Genomic DNA, 22,548 nt, shown 5'->3' on the forward strand with positions numbered 1-22,548 from the left:
GCGGCAACGCAGCCCGCTGCCGCTACAGTAATCAGGTGCCACGACCCATGCCGCATCGACCCGTGCCGCTCTGGGGCGCGTTCGTTCTCGTTCACGTCATCATCGTGTCCCTGGCGCTCTATGGCCCGGGCAATTCGCTCGGTGACATCGCCGTCGTCTATCGAGGTTGGGCGAACGGGCTCCGCGACGGCATGATCATGGGGATCACGACGCCGTTCGTCTACCCCGTGCTTGCCATGGTCCCCATCGCTGCCGCGTCGCTGGCGGGCGATGCTCTCTACGTCTACACCTGGTTCGCCCTCGTCACGGTGGTCGACGCCGTGGCCTTCTTCGTGCTCGTGCGGGGCCGGCGAGCCCGCCGCGTCTCGGCCGCGTGGTGGTGGCTCGGGTTCCAGTTGCTGCTCGGCCCGATCGCGCTGGCGCGCATCGATGCCATCACCGTTGCGATGGCGATCATCGGACTGCTCTGGCTCGGCTCCAGGCCGTTCTGGGGAACCACGCTCCTCGTGCTCGCCACCTGGGTGAAGGTATGGCCGGCCGCGGTGCTTGCCGCACTTGTCGTGCTGTCGCCCAAAGGCTGGCGGATGCTGCTGCTCGCATCGGGAATCAGCGTGGCGATCGTGGGCCTCGCGCTCGCTCTCGGCAGCGGTGCCAACGTGCTGAGCTTCATCACCGCGCAGACGTCCCGTGGCATTCAGATCGAATCGCCCGTCGGCGGCGTCTGGATGTGGCTGACCGCGCTGCAGGTGCCGGGCAGTTCGCTGTATTACGACCGCGACATCCTCACGTTCCAGGTGCGGGGGCACGGCGTGGTCGCCGCGAGCAGGGTCATGACCCCGCTCATGGCCGCGATGGTCGCGATCGTCGTGCTTCTCGGCGCCCGGGCCAGACGCGCCGGTGCGGCCTTCGCGACGGTATTTCCCCCGCTCGTATTGGCCCTTACCGTGACGCTCCTGGTCTTCAATAAGGTGGGCTCGCCGCAGTTCATCTCCTGGCTCGCGGGCGCCGTCATCCTCGGGCTGGTGTGGCACGGCTCCGCTTGGCACACACCGGCCCTGCTCGCCATCGGGATGGCGGCCCTCACCCAGCTCGTCTACCCCTATCTCTACGCCTGGTTGATTGTGGCCGACCCGGCGCTGGTGCTTGTGCTCACCGTGCGCAACCTGCTCGAAATCGTGCTGCTTGGGTGGGCGGTGCGTGAACTGTGGTCGTACGATCGCAGGAGCGAAAGCTCACCCGCGTTGGAACGGGTGTCACCGCTCGACTAAAGGAGTTCTCATGCTGGTTGCATTCTCGGTTGCCCCGTCCGGAGCCCAGGACGAAGAGGGATCGGTGCACAACGCTGTTGCCGCCGCTGTTAAGGTTGTGCGTGACTCCGGGCTGCCCAATCACACCGATTCCATGTTCACGACCATCGAGGGCAGCTGGGACGAGGTCTTTGCCGTGGTCAAGGCCGCGACCGACGCGGTGGGCGCGTTTGGGCCACGCGTTTCCCTCGTGCTGAAGGCAGACATCCGTCCCGGGCGCACCGGCGAGCTCACCGGCAAGGTCGAGCGTCTCGAGGCTGCCCTCACTTCCGACGCGTAGCAGCCAGGCGACCTGGCAAACGGATGCTCGGGGCGGCTCGGGCGCTCGCACGCTCGCTCGCACGCTCGCTCGCTGGGTGATGTTGCTACTTCAGGAGATCCGGCCGGGAACATCCGCTCGCCCGCGAGACTACGCGGCGGTCGGGTACTGTCGACCGCGGATCTCCTGAAGTAGCAACCAGGGGGGCGGATGCCGGGGGCGCGTTCGGAGTGCGGCGCTGGGCGCGCTGGGTGCCCATCTCCGGGCCGAGGATTGGCCGGTAGGCGGGCTGCGTTGGCGCCCGGAACCGGCGCCAACCGCGCCCGTGGGGCCGCTGGCGGGCTCGTTTGCGGACTTCGGCTGGCAGAATTACTTACTAAGGTCTATAAAGAAACAGGTGAGCAACTCTCGCTTTTACGTTCGATTCGCGCTAAAATGGGGGTATGTTCACGACGGTGAAGTCCGGAGCTGAGATGGTCGCCCTGCTACTGCAGGCCGGCGAACTCGTCACGGCCGCCCTCGCCGGAGTGCAATTCAGCCTCCTCGATGAGGACGATGCACTCAGCGTGATGGGCGCGTTGGAGGCCGTGGGGCGTCGGGTGGATGGTGGCCGGATCAGCTCCGCGGCCCATGTCGGGTTTCGCGCCGATTCCGGCCTCGGGCATGACTCGCTCGCCTGGAAGAACGGATGCCGCGGCAAGTTCGAACTGATCACCGGGGTGACGCGTATCTCGAGTAGCGAGGCGAAGCGGCGGATGCGCCTCGGCGGCACCATCACCGGGGTCTCGTCCGCGACCAGCGGCCTGGTCGGGCAGGTTGTGCCGGTGCTGCACCCCGCCGTCGCCGAGAGTCTGGCCGCTGGGGAACTCGGCATCGACGCCGCCGACGTGATCGTGACCGCACTGGAACAGATTTCGACCCGGGTCGCCCCCGATGACCTCGACCGGGCCGAACGCGCCCTGGTGGCGTCGGCGACCGGGGCGATCACCCCGGAGACCGAGGGCCTCCCGGGCGCGGGGATCGCGTTCAGTGCCGACCTCATTCGGGCGCAGGCCCACGAATGGGCGGCGATGCTCGACCCCGATGGGGCCGCGCCGAGCGACGACAAGACCGCCGCGAAGAGCACGTTCGGGTTCGGGCTCCTGCGGGATGGGCTGTATCCGCTGCGCGGCGGCGTGACGCCCGACCTCCGCGGCGTGATGAACGGCGTGTTCAACACGTTCCTGTCAGCCCACGCGGCACCGGCGTTCCCGTCGGCGGAGGACCAGGCGCGCCTGGAGGCCGGGGAACTCATCCCCGGCGCCGAAGAAGCCGTCGACGACCGCACCGGCGGGGAGAAATGCGCCGACATTCTGCGGGCGGTGTTCGAAAAGACCGCCCGAGACCCGAAAACCCCGACCATGGGCGGCGCCGCGCCCGTCGTGATGGTGCACGTGAACGCCCGCGACCTGAAGAACGGTCGCGGCGTCGGCTGGATCGACGGCGTCGACGCCCCGATCAGCCTCCGCAGCGTAAACCAGCGGCTGTGCGCGGGCGGCTACCAGCAGGTCATCATCGGCGACGACGGCCACGTACTGCACCTGGCAGCGAAGGAACGATTCTTCAGCCCCGCCCAGCGCCGCGCGATCGCCGCCCGCGACGGCGGCTGCGTCATCCCCGGCTGCAAAATCGCCGCCGCCTGGTGCGAAGTGCACCACGTGATTCCGTGGCAATCTCAGGGACTTACCGACGTGGAAAACGGTGTGCTGTTGTGCTGGTTCCACCACCACACCATTGACACCGCCGGGTGGGACATTCGAATGATCAACGGGAGGCCCCACCTGCGCGGTCCCGTACTCTTCGACCCCACCCGAACCTGGCGACCAGCCGCCGCACACCGCGCCAACACACCCAGCAGTGACCCGCCGTGGAGCAAATCGAAAGGGTGAGATCACCGTCCCACGAGCCAGGCCGTCAGTAGAATGATCGCCATGGCTGAGAGAACACCTGAGCGCACTTCTCCCGGTGCGCCTGCCGTCCGCTTTGAAGCGACACTGCTGACGATCGCTGACCGGCCCATCGTGAAGTTGCCTAAAGAGGCAAGCGCCCAGCTGCCATCCCGCGGCCAGGTGGCGGTCACCGGAATACTGAACCGCCAAGCCTTCGAGACAGTTCTCGAACCGGATGGGATGCGGGGCCATTGGCTTCAGGTCGACAAAAATGTGCGACAGGCCGTGGCTCTCAGCGTCGGCGATACGGTGGAGGTTGAACTCCACGTGTCCAAAGCGTGGCCCGAACCCGAGATGCCGAAAGACTTCCAGGAGGCGCTGGCGGGCGCTCCCGACGTCTCCGAGCTCTGGAGGGACATCACGCCGATGGCGCGCTGGGAATGGGTGCGCTGGATAAACGCCACCAAGAACGTTCAGACTCGCCAGCGGCGCGTCGAGGTTGGTCTTTTGAAGCTTCGATCTGGCAAGCGACGGCCTTGTTGCTTCGATCTCGCATCCTGCACCGACCCTGAACTGTCGAAGAACGGCAAGCTCATAGACGCAGTGTAGAGAATGTCCATTTCACCGGTTGGTGCACAATCAGTCGAAGCTGAGGCTGAGCTTGCGGAGGAGGGTGGCGAGGCGGTCCTGCTCGCTCGTGGAGAGGGTGCTCAGCAGCGCGGCCTCGGCGTCCACGAGTCGAGTGATGGCGGCATCCACTCTCGTGAGGCCCCCCGGAGTCATGCCCACGAGGATGCCGCGACCATCGTGAGGATCGGTGTGGCGAGTGACCAGGCCGCGTTCGACGAGCCCGTTGATGCGGTTGGTCATGGTGCCGCTCGACACGAGCGTCTGCTGCAGCAGCGACTTGGGGCTGAGCTCGTAGGGTGCGCCGGCCCGGCGCAGCGCGGAAAGCACGTCAAATTCCCAGGATTGCAGTTCTGACCGGGAGAAGGCCGTGCGGCGGGCCCGGTCGAGGTGCTTGGCCAGGCGGGCCACCCGCGAGAGAACCTGGAGCGGGGCGAAGTCGAGATCCGGTCGTTCGCGCAGCCATGAAACTACGATCCGGTCTACTTCATCATGGTCAGGCATTGCTCCATTATCCCGGGTGTGGCCGTGGGGGAGCGTGCGGGCCCCGTCATCTGGCACACTTGAGAGTGTCGTCAGCTCTCGGCTGACGCCTTCCGCCGTGGTGTAATGGCAGCACGACAGCCTTTGGAGCTGTTAGGTCTAGGTTCGAGTCCTGGCGGCGGAGCACTATTTTCTCCCATATGTAAACACGCAGAGGACATCCCCGTGACAGACGCCCACCTCGCCATCATCGTGCTCGCCGCCGGCCAGGGCACGCGAATGAAATCCAGCCTCCCGAAGCTGCTGCACCCGCTGGCCGGGCTCCCCATCGTGAGTCACGTGCTCGCGACGGCTCGCTCGCTCAATGCGGCCCACATCGTGACCGTCGTGCGCCACGAGCGCGATCGCCTCGTCGCCGTCGTTGCCGAGGAGCTGCCGGAGAGCCTCATCGTCGACCAGGACGAGGTCCCGGGCACCGGCCGCGCCGTGGAGCAGGCCATCGCCGCTCTGCCCGCCGGGTTTGACGGTGACGTGCTCGTGATCAACGGTGACGTACCCCTGCTGGATGCCGCCACCCTCGCCACCTTCATCAACGCGCACCGCTCGAGCGCCGCCGCCGGAACGGTGCTCTCCGCCTTCCCCGACGACTCCACCGGCTATGGACGCATCGTGCGGTCCGCCCAGGGATCGTTCGACCGCATCGTGGAACAGAAAGACGCCAGCGCCAATGAGCGGGCGATTGACGAGATCAACGCCGGCGTATATCTCTTCGGATTCGCGGCCTTGCGTGAGCAGCTCGCCCAGCTGACAACCGAGAACGTTCAGGGTGAGAAGTACCTCACCGACGTGATCGGTTTGCTGCGTCAGGCCGGTGCCGAGGTAGCCGCGGTCCCCGTTGAGGAAGCCTGGCTCGTTGCCGGCATCAACGATCGCGCGCAGCTCAGCGACGCGGCCCTTGCCCTCAACCAACTCATCGTGCGCGGCTGGCAGCTTGCCGGGGTCACCATCCAGGACCCGGCGACGACGTGGATCGATCTCAAAGCGAAGCTCGCGCCCGACGTCACCATCCTGCCGGGAACCCAGATCCTTGGTTCCACCGTGGTCGAGACGGGCGCGATCGTCGGCCCTGACACGACCCTTACGGATTGCGAGATCGGTGAGGGAGCGGTCGTGAAGCGCACGGACGCGACGCTCGCTGTGATCGCGGCGGGAGCATCCGTTGGCCCGTTCTCGTACCTGCGGCCCGGTACGCTGCTCGGCGCAGACGGCAAGATCGGCGCCTTCGTGGAGACCAAGAACGCCACGATCGGTGCGGGCAGCAAGGTGCCGCACCTCAGTTACGTGGGCGACGCCGTGGTGGGTGAGGGATCGAACATCGGCGCTGGAACCATCTTCGCCAATTACGACGGTGTAGCCAAGCACCACTCGAACATCGGGTCGCATGTGCGAACCGGGTCACACAACGTCTTCGTGGCGCCGATTACAATTGGCGATGGAGCATATACGGGAGCGGGTTCGGTCGTTCGAAAGAACGTGCCGGCGGGGGCGCTGGCCATCAACGTTGCACCGCAACGCAACATGGACGGTTGGGTTCACACCAACCGCCCCGGCACGGCCGCTGATGCGGCCCAGGCCGCAAGCCAGAGAAGTACCGAGAGCGGAGAATAAGTGTCTGAAATCAAGACCAGCGGCGATAAGCGACTTGTATTGGTCTCGGGGCGGGCGCATCCACAGCTTGCCGTCGACATCGCCACGGAGCTTGGCTCGGAACTGCTCCAGACCGATGCGCGCACCTTCGCCAACGGTGAGCTGTACGCACGGTTCGATGAGAGCGTTCGCGGCTCCGACGCGTTCGTCATCCAGTCGCACACGGCGCCGATCAACGAGTGGTTGATGGAACAGCTCATCATGGTCGACGCCCTCAAGCGCGCCTCGGCGAAGCGGATCACCGTCGTCGCGCCGTTCTATCCCTACGCCAGGCAGGACAAGAAGGGTCGCGGTCGCGAGCCGATCTCTGCCCGCCTCGTCGCCGACCTGTTCAAGGTTGCCGGAGCCGATCGCATCATGTCGATCGACCTGCACGCCGCACAGATCCAGGGCTTCTTCGACGGCCCCGTCGACCACCTTTTCGCGATGCCGGTGCTGCTTGAGCACTTCCGCGAGAAGCTCGACCCCGCAACCCTCACCGTTGTCTCGCCCGACATGGGCCGCGTTCGCGTCGCCGACATCTGGAGTGACCGCCTCGGGGTTCCCCTCGCCATCATCCACAAGCGTCGCGACCCGCTCGTCCCCAACCGCGTCTCGGTACACGAGATCGTCGGCCAGGTGGAGGGACGTGTCTGCCTGCTCGTCGATGACATGATCGACACCGGCCGCACGATCGCCCTGGCCGCCGAGGCGCTGCGCGATGCCGGCGCCATCGGCGTTGTCGTCGCTGCCACGCACGCCGTGTTCAGCGACCCGGCCGTTGACATGCTGCAGAACCCCGCCATCTCGGCCGTCGTCGTCACCGACACGCTCCCGATCCCGGAGGAGAAGCGCTTCCCCACGCTCACCGTCCTGCCGATCGCCCCGCTGCTGGCGCGTGCGATTCACGAGGTCTTCGACGAGGGTTCCGTCACCTCAATGTTTGACGGCGCCGCGTAGCCTGCGTTCTCCCTGCGGGGGCCGGTCATCGTGCTTCGATGACCGGCCCCCGTGCTGTGTGTGGCACCGCTAGTTTCGACCGAGCACCTTCACGAGTACGCGGCGAATCGCGTCGGCCCGGCTCACGAGTCCATGCGTGCCGACCGGCTCGACACTGGCCACGAGGCGCCGCAGACCGCGCACCCCGAGCGTCAGGTCTGAGGAGAGCACGAGGGTGTCCTGCGCGTCGTGCACGGCGAGCTCCACCGTGTTCATATCGCCCCAGGCATCCCAGCCGGGGTCGTCCGTCAGGTCCCGTCGGGCGCTCAGGCGCAGCCACGCTCCGTCGTGCAGAATCCGCGCCGTGTAGGTCACACGCGCCCCGTCGATGTCGACGGCCCCGCCGGCCAGGAAAATTCGTGCGCCCCATGGGGCGTAGTCGAGAAAGCCCGCGAGCTCCGGAACGGCCGATTCACCGGGCAGCGGCAGAACGACGGTGACCGACAGGGTCAGTCGCACACCGTGCACCTTGGCGCTGAGCCCTTCGACGTAGCGGATGCCCGGCGCATGCTCCGTCATGGCGGTGCACGCCGCATCCGCCGGTACACCCGTCGGACTTGCCGCATCCAGGTAGGCACGGGCATCCCGATACCCCATCGCGATGAGGGAATCGGTGCTGATGCGGCCGAGAAAATACTCGGGATCCAGCGGCAGCGGATGCTGCGGCTTCACCACGTGCAGCACGAAGCGCCGCCCCGCCGCGGCGGCCTCGGCGAAGTCCGCGAGCAACGCCCCGGTGGCGCTCATCTCGATCATGTGCACGTACTGTTCGAGCGGCCCATCGCCGTAGTAGCCCGTGTTGCCAATGCACCACACGAGCCAGATCTCCTCCGCGCCACGACGCAGGGCCTCCGCCACGTTGGCGTCCCTAATCCACACCGCATCGGTGTACACCACGCCGTCGCGGCGCAGCGGCGTCATGAAAATGGGCAGCGACATTCCTGCGGCGAGCAGCTCGGCGTCGATCTCGCCCGCCTCGAAGGCGATCGATCGCTTGTGCGTGAAATCGGCCACGTTGAACGTGCCCGCAATGTCTGTCGAGCGGATGCGGGCCACGTCGATTCCGAGTCCCGGGAACACCTGGTCGCGAATCCCGTCGGCGTCCCCGAACGCCTGAAGCGACCACGGCCCCTTCAAATACTCCTTCAGCGGCAGCCCCGAGGCAAAGTCGCCCACGTCGAGCGCGCTCCACAGCGCCACCATGTCGTCGGCGCGAAGCCCGGAGAGCAGCATTGCTGCCGTGAGGATTCCGCCACTCGTTCCGTCGTAATGGTCGAAACTGAGTCCCTCCTCGGTGAGGGCCTTGACCACCCCGGTCTGCCACGCCACACGCATGCCCCCGCCGGCCAGCACCAGGGATCGTTTCATGATCGGTCGTCGTCTGCAGTGCGCAGCCGCCTCCCGTAGACAAAGAGCAGCACGGCGGTCGCCAGGTCAAACAGGGCCACGAGCAACGCAATCGGCCCGAAGAGCTCATTGGCGACGCCGATCGACACCGCCACGACCGCACCGAACTTCTGCACGCCCGCCCAGAGCACCACATCGCGGTTCGGAACCTGCCGCAGGAGCGACCGGGTGAGCAGCCCGCCCACGACCAGCATGAACAGTCCGACGGTGCCGAACAGCTGGGCGGCGAGCGGCGTGGGGCTCGCCCCGAGCAGGACCAGCAGCCCGCGCGGCACCACAATCTCGGCGACGCCGGTGATCGCGGTGATCAGGGCGAGAACGACCAGTACGCTCCGCAGCGGATGCTGCCGCAGCCAGTCCCGCACGCTCGTCGGCCGTCGGCTCACTGGCCGGTTCATGAGAACGCCGCCGCGAGCTGTCCCTTGTCGACGATGTAGCCCACAATCACGAGCCACAACACCGTGGAACCGTAGAATCGCAGGTCGTTGAGCCACATCCAGCGCCGGAGCAACGCGCGCAGCTCGTCGACCCCCGCGTACGTGCCGGCTCGAATCTTCTTGTTGATCGGGATGATCAGCACCTGGCCCACGTAGGTCAGGAAGATGATTCCCGCCACGCACACCCAGCTGAGCCACACGCGCGGGTGGCCCCACTCCGACACCACGAGCACCGCGCCGGCCACCAGCATGAGCGGAACGACGAAGGTGAAGAACTTCGTGGCCGCGAGCGTGGGAATGGCGAAGTGAACCGGTTCGGTCTCCGGGGTGAGTCCCCGCCAGGTGGGGTACAGAAAGAACTTGAGCACCCACATCGTGCCCATGTACATCGTGGCCCCGAAGAGAAAATACAGGGCGTTGACGAGCAGCAGCCACCCGCCGGGTCCGGCTTCACGCATCGTGTCCTCACATCTCTACGTCGCTGCCGCGGTCGGAGGTGTGCCGTCGAGGCGGCGCGAGCCACTGCTGGCTGTTCGTCAGGTGCACAACGCTCCCCAGGCCGTCACCGCGGTGACCCGATGCCGCGAGCTCGCTCGTGTCCGCCGTGAGGAACCATCCCTCGTAGTGGTCGTCGAGCACACCGTGCGCCTCGGGCATATACGCGGTGAAGAGGGGTTTGCGGGCGACGTGCAGCGTCTTCAACGCCTGAACGCCGGGCGCGTCGCCGAGAACCAGTCGCGCCTGCGCCCGGCGGCCGACCGCGACATCCGCTCGGGCCTCGAAGTAAATGGAGGACTTCATCAGCTGGCCGCGGAAGGCGCAGTAGTTGACCGCCGCGAGCTTGAGCGGGAGGTTCGTGTGCGGCGGGCGTTTGATGTCGATCGTGCACCCGTGCATGCCATTGACGGCATACATCGCGGAGACCTTCTTCGGGGTCACGAGGAAGTCGAGGTTGGCCTGGTGCTTGGGCATGCCCCAGATACCCTTGCCGCCCTTCACGGAGATCTCGGAGCTCACCGGAAGGTCGACCACGTACTGGCCCGTGCCGTAGGTGCCCATAAGCAGTGCCGGCAGCAGGGGCGGGGCGGGTTTCGACCCGTGCGTCACGGCGATGGCGAGGGAGTACTCGATGTATGTGCCGATGTCGGTGGCGAGATAGTTGACCACCGTCACAACGAGTAGTCCGCGGCCAAACCCGATGCCGACCGGATGCAGTTCGGTGCCGGGCAGCAGACGAGCGGCCGCTGAACGCCGAATGGGAAAGGCGGCCATCAGCACGGGGGAATCATCGGAGTTGACCGGCATCGTGTACGGGATACCGTCAACGAGCGCGTGTTGGCCGGTGAGCCGTGCCTGACGTTCCGGCACGGGAGAGGGCAGACGCAAAAGCGTGCCCTGGAGGAGACCCTGCAGCGAACGGCCCAGGGCCGCGGTGGCGGCGTTCATAGTGCCAGCTCCCTTTCGATGATCGGGTAGGTGTCGCGCCACGCGTTGACCCCGAAGAACACGTCGAGGTGCCCGTAGCGCGGAATGAGGTGAAAGGTATCTTTTCCGGGGCGATGCCGGTTGAAGAACTCATAGCTGCGGCGCTGACTTTCGGGCAGGAAACAGCGGTTGTCGGCCCCGGTGAGAAAGACGAAACGCGCGTCGGTCTGCGGGGCCGCAGCCGTGAGGTCGACGGGCAGCTCGTTGTGCACGCCTGAGTGAACGAGATGGCCGGCATCGAGGCACTTCTTCATCTGGGCGAAGAACGTCATGGGCGACTCGGCGAATTCGCCGGTGATCCAGTCGTGCGTGGCCTGGTCGAGGTTACGGTGTGCCCAGAGCGCCGGGTGTCCGCTGCCGTAGGTGAAGCTCACCATGCGGCAGACGGTGTTGTCACACTCGGGGTGGCTGGCTCGCACCAGGCCGCGCACGACGCGGGAGAAGTATCCGTTGGACTTGTAGCCCCAAGCGGTGTTGAGGTATGGGCTGAAATGATTCACGATGGGCGCGAGCCGCGTGATTTTGAAGCGTGACAGGGCCGGAACAACCGGGTGCAGCGACACCGAGTTGGTGATGACGGTATCGACCTGGGGGAGCAGGCCGGCGACGGCTGCCATCGTGAACGACGTGGAACCCTGGCAGTGCACGACGGCCTTGAGGGTATCGGCGCCGGTGGCGCGCAGAATGTGCGCGACGGCCGTGGGGTAGTCGTACACGGCCGCGTCGTCCAGCGTCCACGGCAGCGGGTCGAAGTCGATGGATGCCCGCCAATTGAACATCCACACGTCCCAGCCCTGATCGAGCAGGGCGTCCACGAGCGTGCGTTTGAGCGGAGGGCGGAACAGCTCCGAACGCACCCCGGCACCGTGCACGAGCATGACCGGCCCCCGGGGCGGATGGCGTCGAATGCCCGCTGTGGTGACGTGCACGAGGGAGAGCGGCGCGCCGTCGGGAGCGGTGAGTGGAATGACCTGCGTCACATGGTCGGCGCGGGTGACCGGTGCGGGTGTGGCGAGTGGTGATGTCATGCGCGGAAGCCTTTTCGGGAGACGAGGATGGGCGGCTCAAGAAGTCGCGGCGTGAGGGGTGAACTGGGGACGGGCCGCTTCTGGCCGTTTGCGGCGTCGACGAGGGTCCAGTCACGGCACACAGTGTCGATGACGAGAGGGAAGATCTCGAGGTCTCCGTTGCGGTGCAGTCGCATGCGCAGGAAACCCTTGTGGTCTTCGACGGCCTGGCTCGACATCTGCCAGGTGAAGATGCCGCCGGAGCGCTGGGTCAGGGTGAAGAGGGCGAACACTTCGGTGCCGAGCAGGGCTCCGCCCGCGCCCACGATGATCGCGGCGACGACCACGTTCTCGGCGCCAGACCAGGTGATCGGCCAGGGAACCGAGAGGGTCAGGATCACGAGGGTAAGAAGCACGGTGATCTGGAGGCCCACGGCGGCCACCGCCGGAGCGGTGCGGGGCAGCCATTCGCGCGGGGACACGGCAGCGACGATCGAGACCAGCAGAACCGCCGCGGTCAGGATCATGAGAATCCCGCTCACGTCGAGACGGCTCGCGGCGGCGTCGTCGTTCGGCATCGGCGAGGGAACGGTACCCGGCTGGTTGATGCCGAGCAGCCAGACGAGCGGAAGGAACACGAGCAGGTGCAGGCCGCCGAGGAGCGGCGGGAAGGTGGGATTGCGCCAGCCGAGCCAGAATCGACTGAAGGGGTTGGCGGTGCGGGCACTCATCCGGAGCGAGCTCGCCCTATCCGGGTACGTTGTGGGCGCTTGCCGGTACTCGGTGCCCTGCTGGTCTTTGTCGCGCATGCGCGACTGCGGAGACGGGAGGGTCAGAGCAGACGGTAATTTGTGTGTTGCGGCGAGGAAGGCGCCGCCGAGCCCACAGGTGATGAGCTGGGTTGCGCGGGGATCCCGGGCGCCGGTCGGCCACCCGGACGGCTCTTTGGCGGCATGGCGTGGCGGCACCTGCTCGTACCGCGTGTAGTGGTGGGAATCCCCGCTGAGCCAGACACGCACGTGCGCCCCCGTGGGCCTGCTCGTTCCGGTATCGGGGTCGTATCGGTTGCGCAGAAAATGCCGCTCGAAGTAGTGCAGCTGGTTGAAGGCGTCGGGGTCGTGCGTTTTGGTGCCCACCCAGGTGGGGGATGCCGTGCAGAGAATGATCGCGTCCCCCGGGCGCAGCCGGTTGGTCAGCTGCTGGCGAAAGTAGTTCAGCTGTGGTTCGTCGATGTATTCACCCAGTTGACTGTCGAGGCCCGCGAGCCACCAGCCGTGGCCCAGGCGAAGAGCGAAGTAGCTGCGCGTCTGAATGGCGTGCCAGGCGCCGAGTCGCCGCGGTCGCCTGAAAATGCGCAGAAACGCGCTGAGCCCGTCGTACCAGTCATGATTACCGGGCAGGGCGAGCAGGCTCGGATGCTGGTTGCCCGGGCGCAGGGCGGTATCGGCGGGGAGCGCTGCGGCGTAGGGGCCGAGGGTACGGTTCTCGTAGCCGCTCGCCGAGGCGGTGGGATAGACCTCGTCGCCGCCGAGGATGAGCAGGTGCCCGCGGGGCAGGGTCGCTGTCAGCCCGGAATCGCCCGGCGAACGCACGGACAGCTCATCCTGACCGAGGAGCGACGCGACGCTCGCAGTGGCGTCGAAGCCGTCACCGAGGTCGGCCGTGAAGTCGATCCATAGGTCGCCCCGCGGACGTTCCTTCAGCCGTAGCCGGCGCTTCGAGAAGACCTCCTGCAACTCGCGCTTGTCCCCATAATTGGCGAAGATCTCGGCGAGCACGACCTGCACGGCCGTGCGCAGCAGCTGACCGGGTGCGAGCCACCGCACGCGGTCCTCCGGCAGGAAACCGAGCTCCTTCTCATGGCGAGCGAGAGTGCGTCTCTTCATCGGTGCCTTCTCCTCGGCATGTCGGTCAGTTCGTGTCGAGGCTCTTCCGGGCCCGAAGGTAGACGTGCGCGACTTCTGCGAGGAACAACCGTCCGAAGGCCCAGAGCGCGCCGCGACCGGCGGGGCCGCTGACGCGGAATGTGGTCAGTTGTCGGGCTAGGGCCAACGGCGAAATGTGCAGGATTCCGGCGGCTCGAATGCCGCGGTCGGGGGCGAGGAAGGCGGCCTGTCCGTTCAGGTCGGTGAGGGGGGTTGGCGGGGCCACATGCCCATCGAGTACGTGGGTGAAGAGGGTCGTCGTGTCTCTCCAGGGAGTGAAGCCGTCCCGGTTGGTCACGTCCTTGTACCCCACAAGGGTGAGCGGCGTTCCCCCCACACCGCGCAGCCAGAGCCGGTACAGCATCCGGCGACCAGTCGATCCCTCTGGCCGAACGAACAGATTGAACCAGCCCCGCTCCACGTCGAGGCGCCCGCCAAGCACGTCGCACATGACGTAGCCGCTCGCTTGAGCAGGGTGCAGGGGATCTCGCGTGAACGCGGTCACATCGGTCGCCGTGATCGTCAGTTCGAACATGAGGTCGTGGCCGCGAATGCGGCCCGTGAGGGCGCCCCGTTCCGGGTCGGGCACGCCGCTCGTCGCCGCACCGCGCATCCGCTCGGTGAAGCTCAGTGATGTGGGAGCTAGTAACGGGGGTGTGACCGCTGGCGTGACCGCTGGCGTGACCGCTGGCGTGACCGCTGGCGTGACCATTGGTGTGACGGCGGGCGTGGCTGCGCCCCGCGCGTGTGACCCGGATGCCGTCCATTTCGTGTCGAGCATATGTTCGCTGGCCCGATCGGAGAACGCGGCAATCGTGAGAGAGGGATTGGCCCCCACCGGCCCAGGCATCGCGGCACCGTCCAACACGTAGAGGCCTGGGTAGCCGAACACCTCCCCGAACTGATCGCACACACCCTCCTCAATCTGCCGCGCGGCCGGGGCGCCACCGAGCGGGTGCACGGTGATCACCCGCTTGGCCCACCACAGCGGGTTGTCCTCGAACCGGGCCTGCAGCGCCGTGGCGATCTCGGCCATGGTGGAGCGCATGCGATCGTAGTAACCGTGGGAGGTGGCGAGCGTCCAGTTGATCTGGAGTCGCCCCTGGGCGAGTGTCATCACGCCGTCGGGCACGTCCCGACCCATTCCCAGCAGAGGAAGTGCGCTCGCCGAGGCATGGCCATCACCGAGGGCCGCGGCGAGGTCCCGCGAAATGTTGGAGCGCTGACCGTGAAAGAGCCGGTTCAGGAAAAGCTGCCAGGCGACGGGACCGATGCGGGCCACCACCTCGGGCAGCTGCGCGGTTTCGAGCAGCCAATTCAGAAACCCGGGATACCCGGCGTCTTCGATGTAGAAACCGCGGCCGGAGCCGCCGTCCACGGTATCCGGCACGCGAATGGCCGTGGTGATCACCGGGCCACGGTCGCTGGTGAGGTTGCGTACGCCGCCCGATTCGGTCTTCGCGTTGAGCAGGAGCGTGAGCAGATCGCCGTTGCCGCTGAACCGGCTGCCGAGCAGCGGGCTGATGGCGGGCAGGGAGGCCCGGTTGCTCAGCAGCAGGAACGTCGAGCCGAACGTGCCGGCGCCCAGGATCAAGCGGCGGCAGCGGATGCGTCGAACCGGCAGTCCGGCGGTGCCGCCGGGAAGCCCCCGCGTCGCATCCGGATCGTGCACCACGTAACGCACCTCGTAACCGCCGCCGTCGAGGGGGCGGAACCCGCGCACCTCGTGCAGGGTACGGATGCTGGCGCCGTGGTGCTGGGCGGCGGAGAGGTACGTGTGGTCGAGGGTGTTCTTCGCACCGACGTTGCAGCCCACGTCGCACTCGCCGCAGAGCAGGCAGGTGACCCGGCGGTGACCGTGCAGGTTGCCGTATTCCGCTGCGGCAATCTGCAGGTTCGGTTCGGCGTCGGCATAGCGAGTGGGACCGAACGTCACCGCGATGGGCGGCCGTTCGATGTGGAGCCCCAGCGATCTGGCGGCCGCTTCCATGGCCTCGGTCTTCGGGGTGTCCTGGTAGGGGTACGGCACCGGGTTCAACATCTCTTCCACGTGCGCATAGTGCGGGTCGAGGTCGGCCCGGCTGAACACCCAGTTCTCATAGCCGCCGCCCGGAACCGGTGACTCGCGCACGAACCACTTCTCGTCCTTGCGCAGCAGCACATTGGCGTAGATGAGCGAGCCGCCTCCGAGACCGCTCGACACGATGCCCTCAAGCCCGCGAAACGTCCACGCGTCGAACAGGCCGTACATGCCAGCGCTCGGGTCCCAGAAGTTCCGCCCCATCTGGGCGGGGGTGCGCGCGAAGCTGCCGGGCGGGTACGGTTTTCCGCGTTCGAGTACGACCACCGACTTGCCGGCAGACGCCAGCTTGAAGGCCGCAACGGATGCCCCGAAGCCAGATCCGACGACCACGGCATCCACGAATTCCGAATCAGACGATTCGTTCGTCAGGGCCACCCCCTCGGGGACTTTCAGGCGCTGACTTCCTGAGTCAGGCCCGAACCAGGCCGGTGCACGACACACACCGGTATTTTTCTCAGTATTTTACCACCGGGTCGGCGAGTCGTCCAGCAGTTCCTCAGCTGGGTTGGCCTGGGGCGACCGGCCGCGGCGCGGAGGGGATGATGCCCAGCTGGCTGACAAAGGTCTCCCGCTCATTGCGGTCGATGGCGTAGCACTGCCATCCGAAGCCTCCCGGCCCGCTGAGCTCGAAGCGAGCGTCGGTGCCAGAGGCGAACGGGTAGTACCGCGCCACATCAACGTTGCAGGCTCGGCTCGCCGTGTTGGAGGCCACGTTGATGGTGGTGAGCACACCGGGAATGACGAGGGCCAACAGGCCGAACACGACGACGATGCGCATCAGGCGTGTCACATGTTTGCTGCGCAACGGGCGCTGGCGGTCGTTCGGCTCATAGCCGGACAGTTCGGGGTAATTGTCACTCATGATTCAATCCAGTATTCCAGACGGGCCCGCCCGGCGCCGCAGATGACAAAACGACGGAGATCCCGTGCAAGGCGGACTCTCCCGGTGGGAAAGCCGCGTATGACCAAAATCTCCGTCGTTTCGGGGGAGAGGGCGTGGCTAGTGGGTCGACGCCTCGGTCTCGATTTCCGTGCGGTCTCCGGACCACAGGGTGTGGAACGTGCCCGGCTGATCGGCGCGCTTGTAGGTGTGTGCACCGAAGAAGTCGCGCTGTCCCTGCACCAGGGCAGCCGGCAGGCGCTCACTCGCGAGCGAGTCGAAGTAGCTCAGCGCCGACCCAAAGCCGGGAACCGGGATGCCCGACAGCGCGGCCGTCGAGACGATCCGGCGCCAGGCTGCCTCACCGTCGGCAACGGCCTTGGCGAAGTACGGGTCGACGAGCAGCGTCGGGATCGACGGGTCGTTCGCGTAGGCGTCGACGATGCGGTTGAGGAACTGGGCGCGGATGATGCAGCCGCCGCGCCAAATCGTGGCGATGGCGCCCTTGTCGATCTTCCAGCCGTACTTCTCGGCACCGGCGATGATGGCGTCGAAGCCCTGCGCGTAGGCGACGACCTTGGAGGAGTAGAGCGCCTGGCGCACGTCATCCTCGAAGGTATGGCCGACAACCGCGATCTCCGGGCGGGCGTCGACGACGGCGCGGAACGCGACGCGCTGTTCCGGGTGGCTCGACACGGCGCGGGCGAAGACGGCCTCGGCGATGCCGCCGACGGGCACGCCCAGGTCGAGCGCGTTCTGCACGGTCCAGACGCCGGTGCCCTTCGAGCCGGCCTCGTCGAGCACGATGTCGACGAACGGCTTGCCGGTCTTTGTGTCGACCTGGCGCAGCACCTCTGCGGTGATCTCGATCAGGTAGCTCTCGAGGTCTCCGGAGTTCCACTCGGTGAACACGTCCGCGATGGCGGCGGGGGAGTGTCCGCCGACCTTGCGGAGCAGGTCGTAGGCCTCGGAGATGAGCTGCATGTCGGCGTACTCGATGCCGTTGTGGATCATCTTGACGAAGTGGCCAGCGCCATCCGTTCCCACGTGGGTGACGCAGGGAACGCCGTCTACGACGGCGGCAATGGATTCGAGGATCGGGCCGAGGGTCTTGTATGCCTCCACCGAGCCGCCGGGCATGATGCTCGGGCCCTTGAGCGCGCCCTCTTCGCCGCCGGAGATGCCGGCGCCCACGAAGTTGAGTCCCTTGGCGCTCTGTTCCTTTTCACGACGGATGGTGTCGGTGAAGTCGGCATTGCCGCCATCGACGATGATGTCGCCGGGTTCAAAGTGTTCGGAGAGCGATTTGATCACGGCGTCGGTTCCGGCGCCGGCCTGCACCATGATGATGGCGGTGCGAGGCTTCGAGAGTGACGCGACGAAGTCGGCGATGGTCTCGGAGGCCACGAAGTTGGCCTCGGGGTGCTCGGTCGTGAGCAGGCGCGTGCGCTCGGGGGAGCGGTTGAACACCGCGACCGTGTTTCCGTCGCGGCTCGCGAGGTTGCGGGCGAGGTTGGATCCCATCACCGCCAATCCGACGACGCCAATGTTTGCCTGTGTTGCACCGGTTACTGACACGTTTGCTCCTTTGGGGCTGTTATTTCCAGACCAATCTAAAGGTTAGTCGGTGGCCTGCGTGACCCGCACCCCGGACGGAAGGTCGTTTGACGGGACAGACATTATGGGTAATATTAATCAATGTAATCTGATTTATTGCGCAGGAATTGCAAAATGATCCGATGTAATGAAGCAACGGCCCATGTAGCGGAGCGTCAATGACTGATGAAATCCTGAACCGTACAGCCCCCAAATCGTCTACCGGGAGACCGATCGTGGTGATGGGCGTGCAGGGCTGCGGCAAATCAACCGTGGGCCAACGCCTGGGCGATGCCCTGGGGATGCGCTTCGCCGACGGCGACGACCTGCACAGCGCGGAGGCCCGCGCCAAAATGGCGGCAGGGCATCCGCTCATCGACGCCGATCGCATCCCGTGGCTCACCCTGATCGCCCACACGATTGCAGAGTCCGTGGCGAACGGTGAGCCCAACGTCGTGGCCTGCTCGGCGCTCAAGCGCAGCTACCGTGACCTGCTGCGCAGCATCGTGCCGACGCTCGTGTTCGTTGAGCTCTTCGGTGACCAGGCGCTCGTTGCCGAGCGGCTGACCCACCGCAACCATGAGTACATGCCTGCCGCGCTGATCGACTCGCAGTTCGCCGCGCTCCAGCCGCTCGCGGCTGACGAGGCCGGCGTGCGGATCAACCTCACCAATACTCCCGACGACATCGTCGGACTCGCAGTTGAATTTCTGCAGTACCACGCTGCACCAGTAACACGCCGTACCTGAAAACAGAAAGAGATACCCGACGCATGACCGATCTTGAAATGAACTGGGTGTTGTCGACACCCGCGCTGCTTGGCGTTGCCGCCGGCGCCATCGCACTCCTGCTCGTCTTGATCATGAAGTTCAAGGTTCACGCCTTCCTCTCCCTGATCATCGTGAGCCTGCTCACCGCCGTTGCAACCGGCATCCCCACGGACAGCGTCATCCCCACGCTGCTCGCCGGATTCGGCGGAACACTCGCGAGCGTCGCCCTGCTCGTGGGCCTCGGGGCCATGCTTGGCCGGATGCTCGAGACCAGTGGCGGGGCTACGGTACTCACCGACGCCCTGATCAGTCGTTTCGGCGAGAAGCGCGCTCCGCTCGCCCTCGCGGTCGCCTCCCTGATGCTCGGATTCCCGATCTTCTTCGACGCGGGCCTCGTCGTGATGCTGCCCATTATCTTCGCGGTCGCCCGTCGCCTCGGCGGGTCGTTCCTCGGCTACGCCTTCCCCTCGGCCGTGGCCTTCTCGGTGATGCACATCTTCGTGCCGCCGCACCCCGGGCCCGTCGCCGCCACCGGGCTTCTCGGCGCCGATGTCGGCCTCGTGCTCATCTTCGGACTGATCGTTGCCCTGCCGACGTGGTATTTCGTAGGTCACCTCTTCGGCCGGTACGTGGGCCGCAAGTACGACATTCCCGTTCCCTCCATCCTGAGCGGCAGCACCGGCAACTTCGCTGAGTTCGAGTCGACACCCAGGGTCGGTACGGTCCTCACGCTGCTACTGCTTCCGATCGGCCTGATCTTCCTCAACACCGGCCTCAACATGGCCGCCAGTGCAGGCCTGGTCTCCCTCGATGACTCGGGGGTGCAGATCCTTCGCACCCTGGGTGAGACCCCGGTTGCCCTGCTCATCACCGTGCTGCTCGGAATGATTCTGCTCGGGTGGAAGAAGCGCAAGTCCGCCAACCTCGTGGAAGCTGTCGTCGACAGCGCGCTCGGCCCGGTGTCGTCCGTCATCCTCATCACCGGCGCCGGTGGCATGTTCGGTGGAGTGCTGCGAGCGAGCGGCATCGGCAACGCGATCGCGGAGTCCCTGGATGCCGTCGGGCTCCCCGTGATCGTCGCTGGTTTCGTCATCGCCGCCGTGGTGCGCATCGCCCAGGGTTCGGCGACCGTGGCACTGACGACATCCGCTGCCCTGCTGCAGCCCGTCGTCATGAGCAACACGACCTTCAACCCGGTGGAGCTTGCCGCGATCGTTCTCGCCCTCGCCGCCGGTTCGGTGTTCGCCGGCCACGTCAATGACTCAGGCTTCTGGCTGGTCAGCCGGTTCTTCGGGATGGACACCAAGACCACACTGAAGACCTGGACCGTTGGCCAGGCACTCGTGGGTGTCATCGGCTTCGCGATCGCCCTGGCGATCTACATCGTTGCCGGACTGTTCTAAGCAGCCCTATTGCGGCTCGCCGTCCTCCCAGATCGAACTCATCTCGTCGAATGCGCGTTGCATGATGCCGAGCATGGCGGCCTGGGCGGCCGCGGCGTCACCGCGCTGAATGGCACTGGCGACGTCGACGTGCAGCTGAAGCGCCTCGTTGTGCGGACGATGCGGCATGAGCCCGTAGTGTGTCCGGCCCGTCAGAACCTCGGCGACGAGTGAGTTGAGCTTGGCGAACATCTCGTTGCCTGAGCACGCGAGCACCAGGCGGTGGAACTCAATGTCAAGAACGAGGAAGGCCGCGGGGTCATCGGCCTGTCCGGCGGCCCAGAGCTTGCCGGCCAGGCCCATGAGCTCGCTCGCGTCGGCCAACGGTGCCCGGCTAGCGGCCAGCCGCGCCGCCTCCGGCTCGATGGCGGTGCGCAGCTCGGTCAGGGAGCGCAGCTGGTTGATCCGGGCCGGGGAGGCCAGGCGCCAGCGAATGACCTGGGGATCGTAAAGATTCCAGTCGGTCTCCGGCAGAATCTGCACGCCCACGCGGCGGCGTGAGGCGACCATGCCCATCGCAGCGAGCACCCGGATGGCCTCCCGCACGACCGAGCGGGAGACGCCGTAACGTTCCTCCAGCTCCTCGATGCGAAAGACCGACCTGGTGGGCAGCTCGCCGGCACAGATGGCCAGGCCCAGCAGATCGAGAATTTGAGCGTGCAGGCCGTTCAGGGCGGAGTTGTCGTCGAGCTCCCGGGGGAGGGCTGCGAGCGAGTCGGGTTCCGTCGCCCGCGCCACTGCATTTACGTTATCCGTCATGCCACACATCATATCGTTTTGATTACGGGGTTGAATAAGTATGTTTTATTGCTGTAACGTCACCCTCTGAGACAGATGTAAAGATGCATCGGTTGGGAATCTGTGTGAAGACGCACTGGTTCCTCGAATGGAGACACAGTGAAGCGTCATTCAGCTATTCGTGTTGCGGCCATCGCCGCAGCGACATTTATCGCCGCAGGCTCGCTCACCGCCTGCAGCACCGCTGCCGGTGCCGGTGACGGTGACGGAGCCTCGAAGACGCTCCGCGTCACCCTGGCCAACCACGTCTGGACCGACACGATCAAGGACAAGCTGCCCGAGTTCGAAGCGGCCACCGGCCTCACGGTCGAACTCAGCCAGTACGGCGAAGACCAGCTGTCGGATCAGTACAACGTCAAACTCAATGCGGGTACCGACGAAATCGACGTCATGATGTATCGCCCGCTCCAGGAGGGCAAGCTGTTCGCCAAGAACGGCTACCTCGCCGACCTGAGCGACGACGTCGAGTCGAATGCCGACTGGGACTGGAGCGACTTCCAGCCGGGTCCGGTCGGGTCGACGACCTACGACGACAACGTGGTGGGCGTGCCCATCATCACCGAGCAGGAAGTGCTGTACTACCGCAAGGACCTGCTGGCTAATGCCGGACTCGACGTTCCCACCACAATGGTTGAACTCGAAGCCGCCGCCCAGGCGATCAAGGAGCAGAACCCCGGCGTCGCCGGATTCGTTGCCCGTACCGGCAAGTCCGCCGCCGTCACCCAGTTCTCGAGCTTTCTCTACAGCTTCGGCGGTGACTTCATCGACGACAACGGCGACTCCGGCATCGCCAGCCCCGAAGCCAAGGAAGCGTACGCGTTCTACGGAAAACTCATCCGTGAGTATGGCCCCGAAAACGTCAGCACGGACATGAGCTGGCCAGAAGCCATGGCCATCTTCACGCAGGGCCAGGCCGGTTTCTACACCGAGGCCGACAGCCTCTACAAGAACGCGACCGACCCCGAGACCTCCAAGGTGTCCGACACGGTCGGCTTCGCACCGATGCCGGCCGGCCCCGGCGGTTCCGTCGCCTACAACGTGCCGTCCTGGGCGCTCGGCATCAACGCCGAATCGAACAACTCGGCTGAAGCATGGAAGTTCATCGAATGGGCGACCAGCCAGGACCTGACACTGGAGGTGCAGCAGGACGGCGTTCCCGGTGCGCGCCAGTCGGTCTGGGAAGACCCGGCCGGCACGTCGACCTACCCGGCCGACCTGGCCGCGGCGATCGCCACGAGCACGAAGAACGGTGTCGGCCATGACCGCCCGCTCGTCATCAAGGTGCCCGAGGCTCGCGAGATCGTCGGCGACCCGATCGTCATCGCCATCACCGGCGGCGACTCCGACGCGGCCGCGGACGACGCGGATGATGCTTTCCAGGGCCTCCTCGACGACGAATAACCACTGAACAACGGGGGTGGACGGTCGG

The 22,548-nt window shown here is 66.1% G+C and carries 20 protein-coding genes and 1 tRNA gene; 10 read left to right on the plus strand and 11 right to left on the minus strand.

All coding sequences use genetic code 11. From position 1 onward, the window contains the following. Window positions 1-35 precede the first annotated feature (35 nt). The 4 genes from EDD25_RS12300 to EDD25_RS12315 all read left to right on the plus strand — a co-directional run bounded on the left by EDD25_RS12300 (window position 36) and on the right by EDD25_RS12315 (window position 4,103). A complete protein-coding gene (locus tag EDD25_RS12300) occupies window positions 36-1,268 on the plus strand; it encodes a glycosyltransferase 87 family protein (RefSeq protein WP_134173526.1) in 1,233 nt (410 codons plus the stop codon). Window positions 1,269-1,278: 10 nt separating this feature from the next. Next, window positions 1,279-1,587 (plus strand): thiamine-binding protein, encoded by a 309-nt coding sequence (locus EDD25_RS12305; protein ID WP_134173527.1) that lies wholly within the window; start codon window positions 1,279-1,281, stop codon window positions 1,585-1,587. Between the two features lie 422 nt (window positions 1,588-2,009). Further along, the gene (locus EDD25_RS12310) at window positions 2,010-3,494 is read left to right on the plus strand and encodes an HNH endonuclease signature motif containing protein (RefSeq protein WP_134173528.1); all 1,485 of its coding nucleotides are present in this window, start codon (window positions 2,010-2,012) and stop codon (window positions 3,492-3,494) included. Between the two features lie 42 nt (window positions 3,495-3,536). Continuing rightward, window positions 3,537-4,103, plus strand: a complete 567-nt coding sequence (locus EDD25_RS12315) for a YdeI/OmpD-associated family protein (protein WP_134173529.1) — start codon at window positions 3,537-3,539, stop codon at window positions 4,101-4,103. 30 nt (window positions 4,104-4,133) lie between these two features. Here the strand turns inward: EDD25_RS12315 and EDD25_RS12320 are convergent, their stop codons facing one another. Next, window positions 4,134-4,625 carry a MarR family winged helix-turn-helix transcriptional regulator gene (locus EDD25_RS12320; RefSeq protein WP_134173530.1) on the minus strand — a complete coding sequence of 164 codons (492 nt, stop codon included), beginning with the start codon at window positions 4,623-4,625 and terminating at the stop codon, window positions 4,134-4,136. A 91-nt stretch (window positions 4,626-4,716) separates the two neighbouring features. Between EDD25_RS12320 and EDD25_RS12325 the strand changes: the two genes are divergently transcribed. The 3 genes from EDD25_RS12325 to EDD25_RS12335 all read left to right on the plus strand — a co-directional run bounded on the left by EDD25_RS12325 (window position 4,717) and on the right by EDD25_RS12335 (window position 7,250). Beyond that, window positions 4,717-4,788 (plus strand) — tRNA-Gln (locus tag EDD25_RS12325). A gap of 41 nt (window positions 4,789-4,829) precedes the next feature. Continuing rightward, window positions 4,830-6,272: a bifunctional UDP-N-acetylglucosamine diphosphorylase/glucosamine-1-phosphate N-acetyltransferase GlmU gene (glmU, locus tag EDD25_RS12330; RefSeq protein ID WP_134173531.1), complete on the plus strand. Its 1,443-nt coding sequence runs from the start codon at window positions 4,830-4,832 to the stop codon at window positions 6,270-6,272. Further along, window positions 6,273-7,250 carry a ribose-phosphate diphosphokinase gene (locus tag EDD25_RS12335; RefSeq protein WP_134173532.1) on the plus strand — a complete coding sequence of 326 codons (978 nt, stop codon included), beginning with the start codon at window positions 6,273-6,275 and terminating at the stop codon, window positions 7,248-7,250. A gap of 69 nt (window positions 7,251-7,319) precedes the next feature. Here EDD25_RS12335 and EDD25_RS12340 read toward each other — a convergent pair whose 3' ends face one another. The 9 genes from EDD25_RS12340 to gndA all read right to left on the minus strand — a co-directional run bounded on the left by EDD25_RS12340 (window position 7,320) and on the right by gndA (window position 18,037). Next, window positions 7,320-8,657 (minus strand): patatin-like phospholipase family protein, encoded by a 1,338-nt coding sequence (locus EDD25_RS12340; protein WP_134173533.1) that lies wholly within the window; start codon window positions 8,655-8,657, stop codon window positions 7,320-7,322. Beyond that, complete coding sequence (locus EDD25_RS12345; protein WP_134173534.1) at window positions 8,654-9,094, minus strand: hypothetical protein; 441 nt, start codon at window positions 9,092-9,094, stop codon at window positions 8,654-8,656. The genes EDD25_RS12340 and EDD25_RS12345 overlap by 4 nt, the downstream gene beginning before the upstream one ends. Further along, a complete protein-coding gene (locus EDD25_RS12350; protein WP_134173535.1) occupies window positions 9,091-9,591 on the minus strand; it encodes a DUF1772 domain-containing protein in 501 nt (166 codons plus the stop codon). The genes EDD25_RS12345 and EDD25_RS12350 overlap by 4 nt, the downstream gene beginning before the upstream one ends. A 7-nt stretch (window positions 9,592-9,598) precedes the next feature. Next, complete coding sequence (locus EDD25_RS12355) at window positions 9,599-10,579, minus strand: acetoacetate decarboxylase family protein (protein WP_134173536.1); 981 nt, start codon at window positions 10,577-10,579, stop codon at window positions 9,599-9,601. After that, window positions 10,576-11,646 carry an alpha/beta hydrolase gene (locus EDD25_RS12360; RefSeq protein WP_134173537.1) on the minus strand — a complete coding sequence of 357 codons (1,071 nt, stop codon included), beginning with the start codon at window positions 11,644-11,646 and terminating at the stop codon, window positions 10,576-10,578. Before EDD25_RS12360 ends, EDD25_RS12355 begins: the two co-directional genes overlap by 4 nt. Beyond that, window positions 11,643-13,511 carry a metallophosphoesterase gene (locus tag EDD25_RS12365; protein WP_134173538.1) on the minus strand — a complete coding sequence of 623 codons (1,869 nt, stop codon included), beginning with the start codon at window positions 13,509-13,511 and terminating at the stop codon, window positions 11,643-11,645. Before EDD25_RS12365 ends, EDD25_RS12360 begins: the two co-directional genes overlap by 4 nt. Before the next feature lie 25 nt (window positions 13,512-13,536). Beyond that, a complete protein-coding gene (locus tag EDD25_RS12370; protein ID WP_243834557.1) occupies window positions 13,537-16,008 on the minus strand; it encodes a GMC oxidoreductase in 2,472 nt (823 codons plus the stop codon). A gap of 121 nt (window positions 16,009-16,129) precedes the next feature. Next, complete coding sequence (locus tag EDD25_RS12375; protein WP_134173539.1) at window positions 16,130-16,495, minus strand: hypothetical protein; 366 nt, start codon at window positions 16,493-16,495, stop codon at window positions 16,130-16,132. 138 nt (window positions 16,496-16,633) lie between these two features. Then, entirely contained in the window at window positions 16,634-18,037 is a 1,404-nt protein-coding gene (gndA, locus tag EDD25_RS12380; protein WP_134175450.1) for an NADP-dependent phosphogluconate dehydrogenase, read from the minus strand. 251 nt (window positions 18,038-18,288) lie between these two features. Between gndA and EDD25_RS12385 the strand changes: the two genes are divergently transcribed. After that, complete coding sequence (locus EDD25_RS12385; RefSeq protein WP_241986560.1) at window positions 18,289-18,858, plus strand: gluconokinase; 570 nt, start codon at window positions 18,289-18,291, stop codon at window positions 18,856-18,858. 23 nt (window positions 18,859-18,881) lie between these two features. Beyond that, window positions 18,882-20,282 (plus strand): GntP family permease, encoded by a 1,401-nt coding sequence (locus EDD25_RS12390; protein ID WP_134173540.1) that lies wholly within the window; start codon window positions 18,882-18,884, stop codon window positions 20,280-20,282. A gap of 6 nt (window positions 20,283-20,288) precedes the next feature. On the opposite strand, the gene EDD25_RS12395 is transcribed toward EDD25_RS12390, so the two are convergent. Beyond that, window positions 20,289-21,080 carry a FadR/GntR family transcriptional regulator gene (locus EDD25_RS12395; protein ID WP_134173541.1) on the minus strand — a complete coding sequence of 264 codons (792 nt, stop codon included), beginning with the start codon at window positions 21,078-21,080 and terminating at the stop codon, window positions 20,289-20,291. A 138-nt stretch (window positions 21,081-21,218) separates the two neighbouring features. Here EDD25_RS12395 and EDD25_RS12400 point away from each other — a divergent pair, with 138 nt between their 5' ends. Further along, the gene (locus EDD25_RS12400; protein ID WP_134173542.1) at window positions 21,219-22,520 is read left to right on the plus strand and encodes an ABC transporter substrate-binding protein; all 1,302 of its coding nucleotides are present in this window, start codon (window positions 21,219-21,221) and stop codon (window positions 22,518-22,520) included. Window positions 22,521-22,548: the final 28 nt, after the last annotated feature.

The organism is Cryobacterium psychrophilum (assembly GCF_004365915.1).
Lineage (GTDB): Bacteria > Actinomycetota > Actinomycetes > Actinomycetales > Microbacteriaceae > Cryobacterium > Cryobacterium psychrophilum.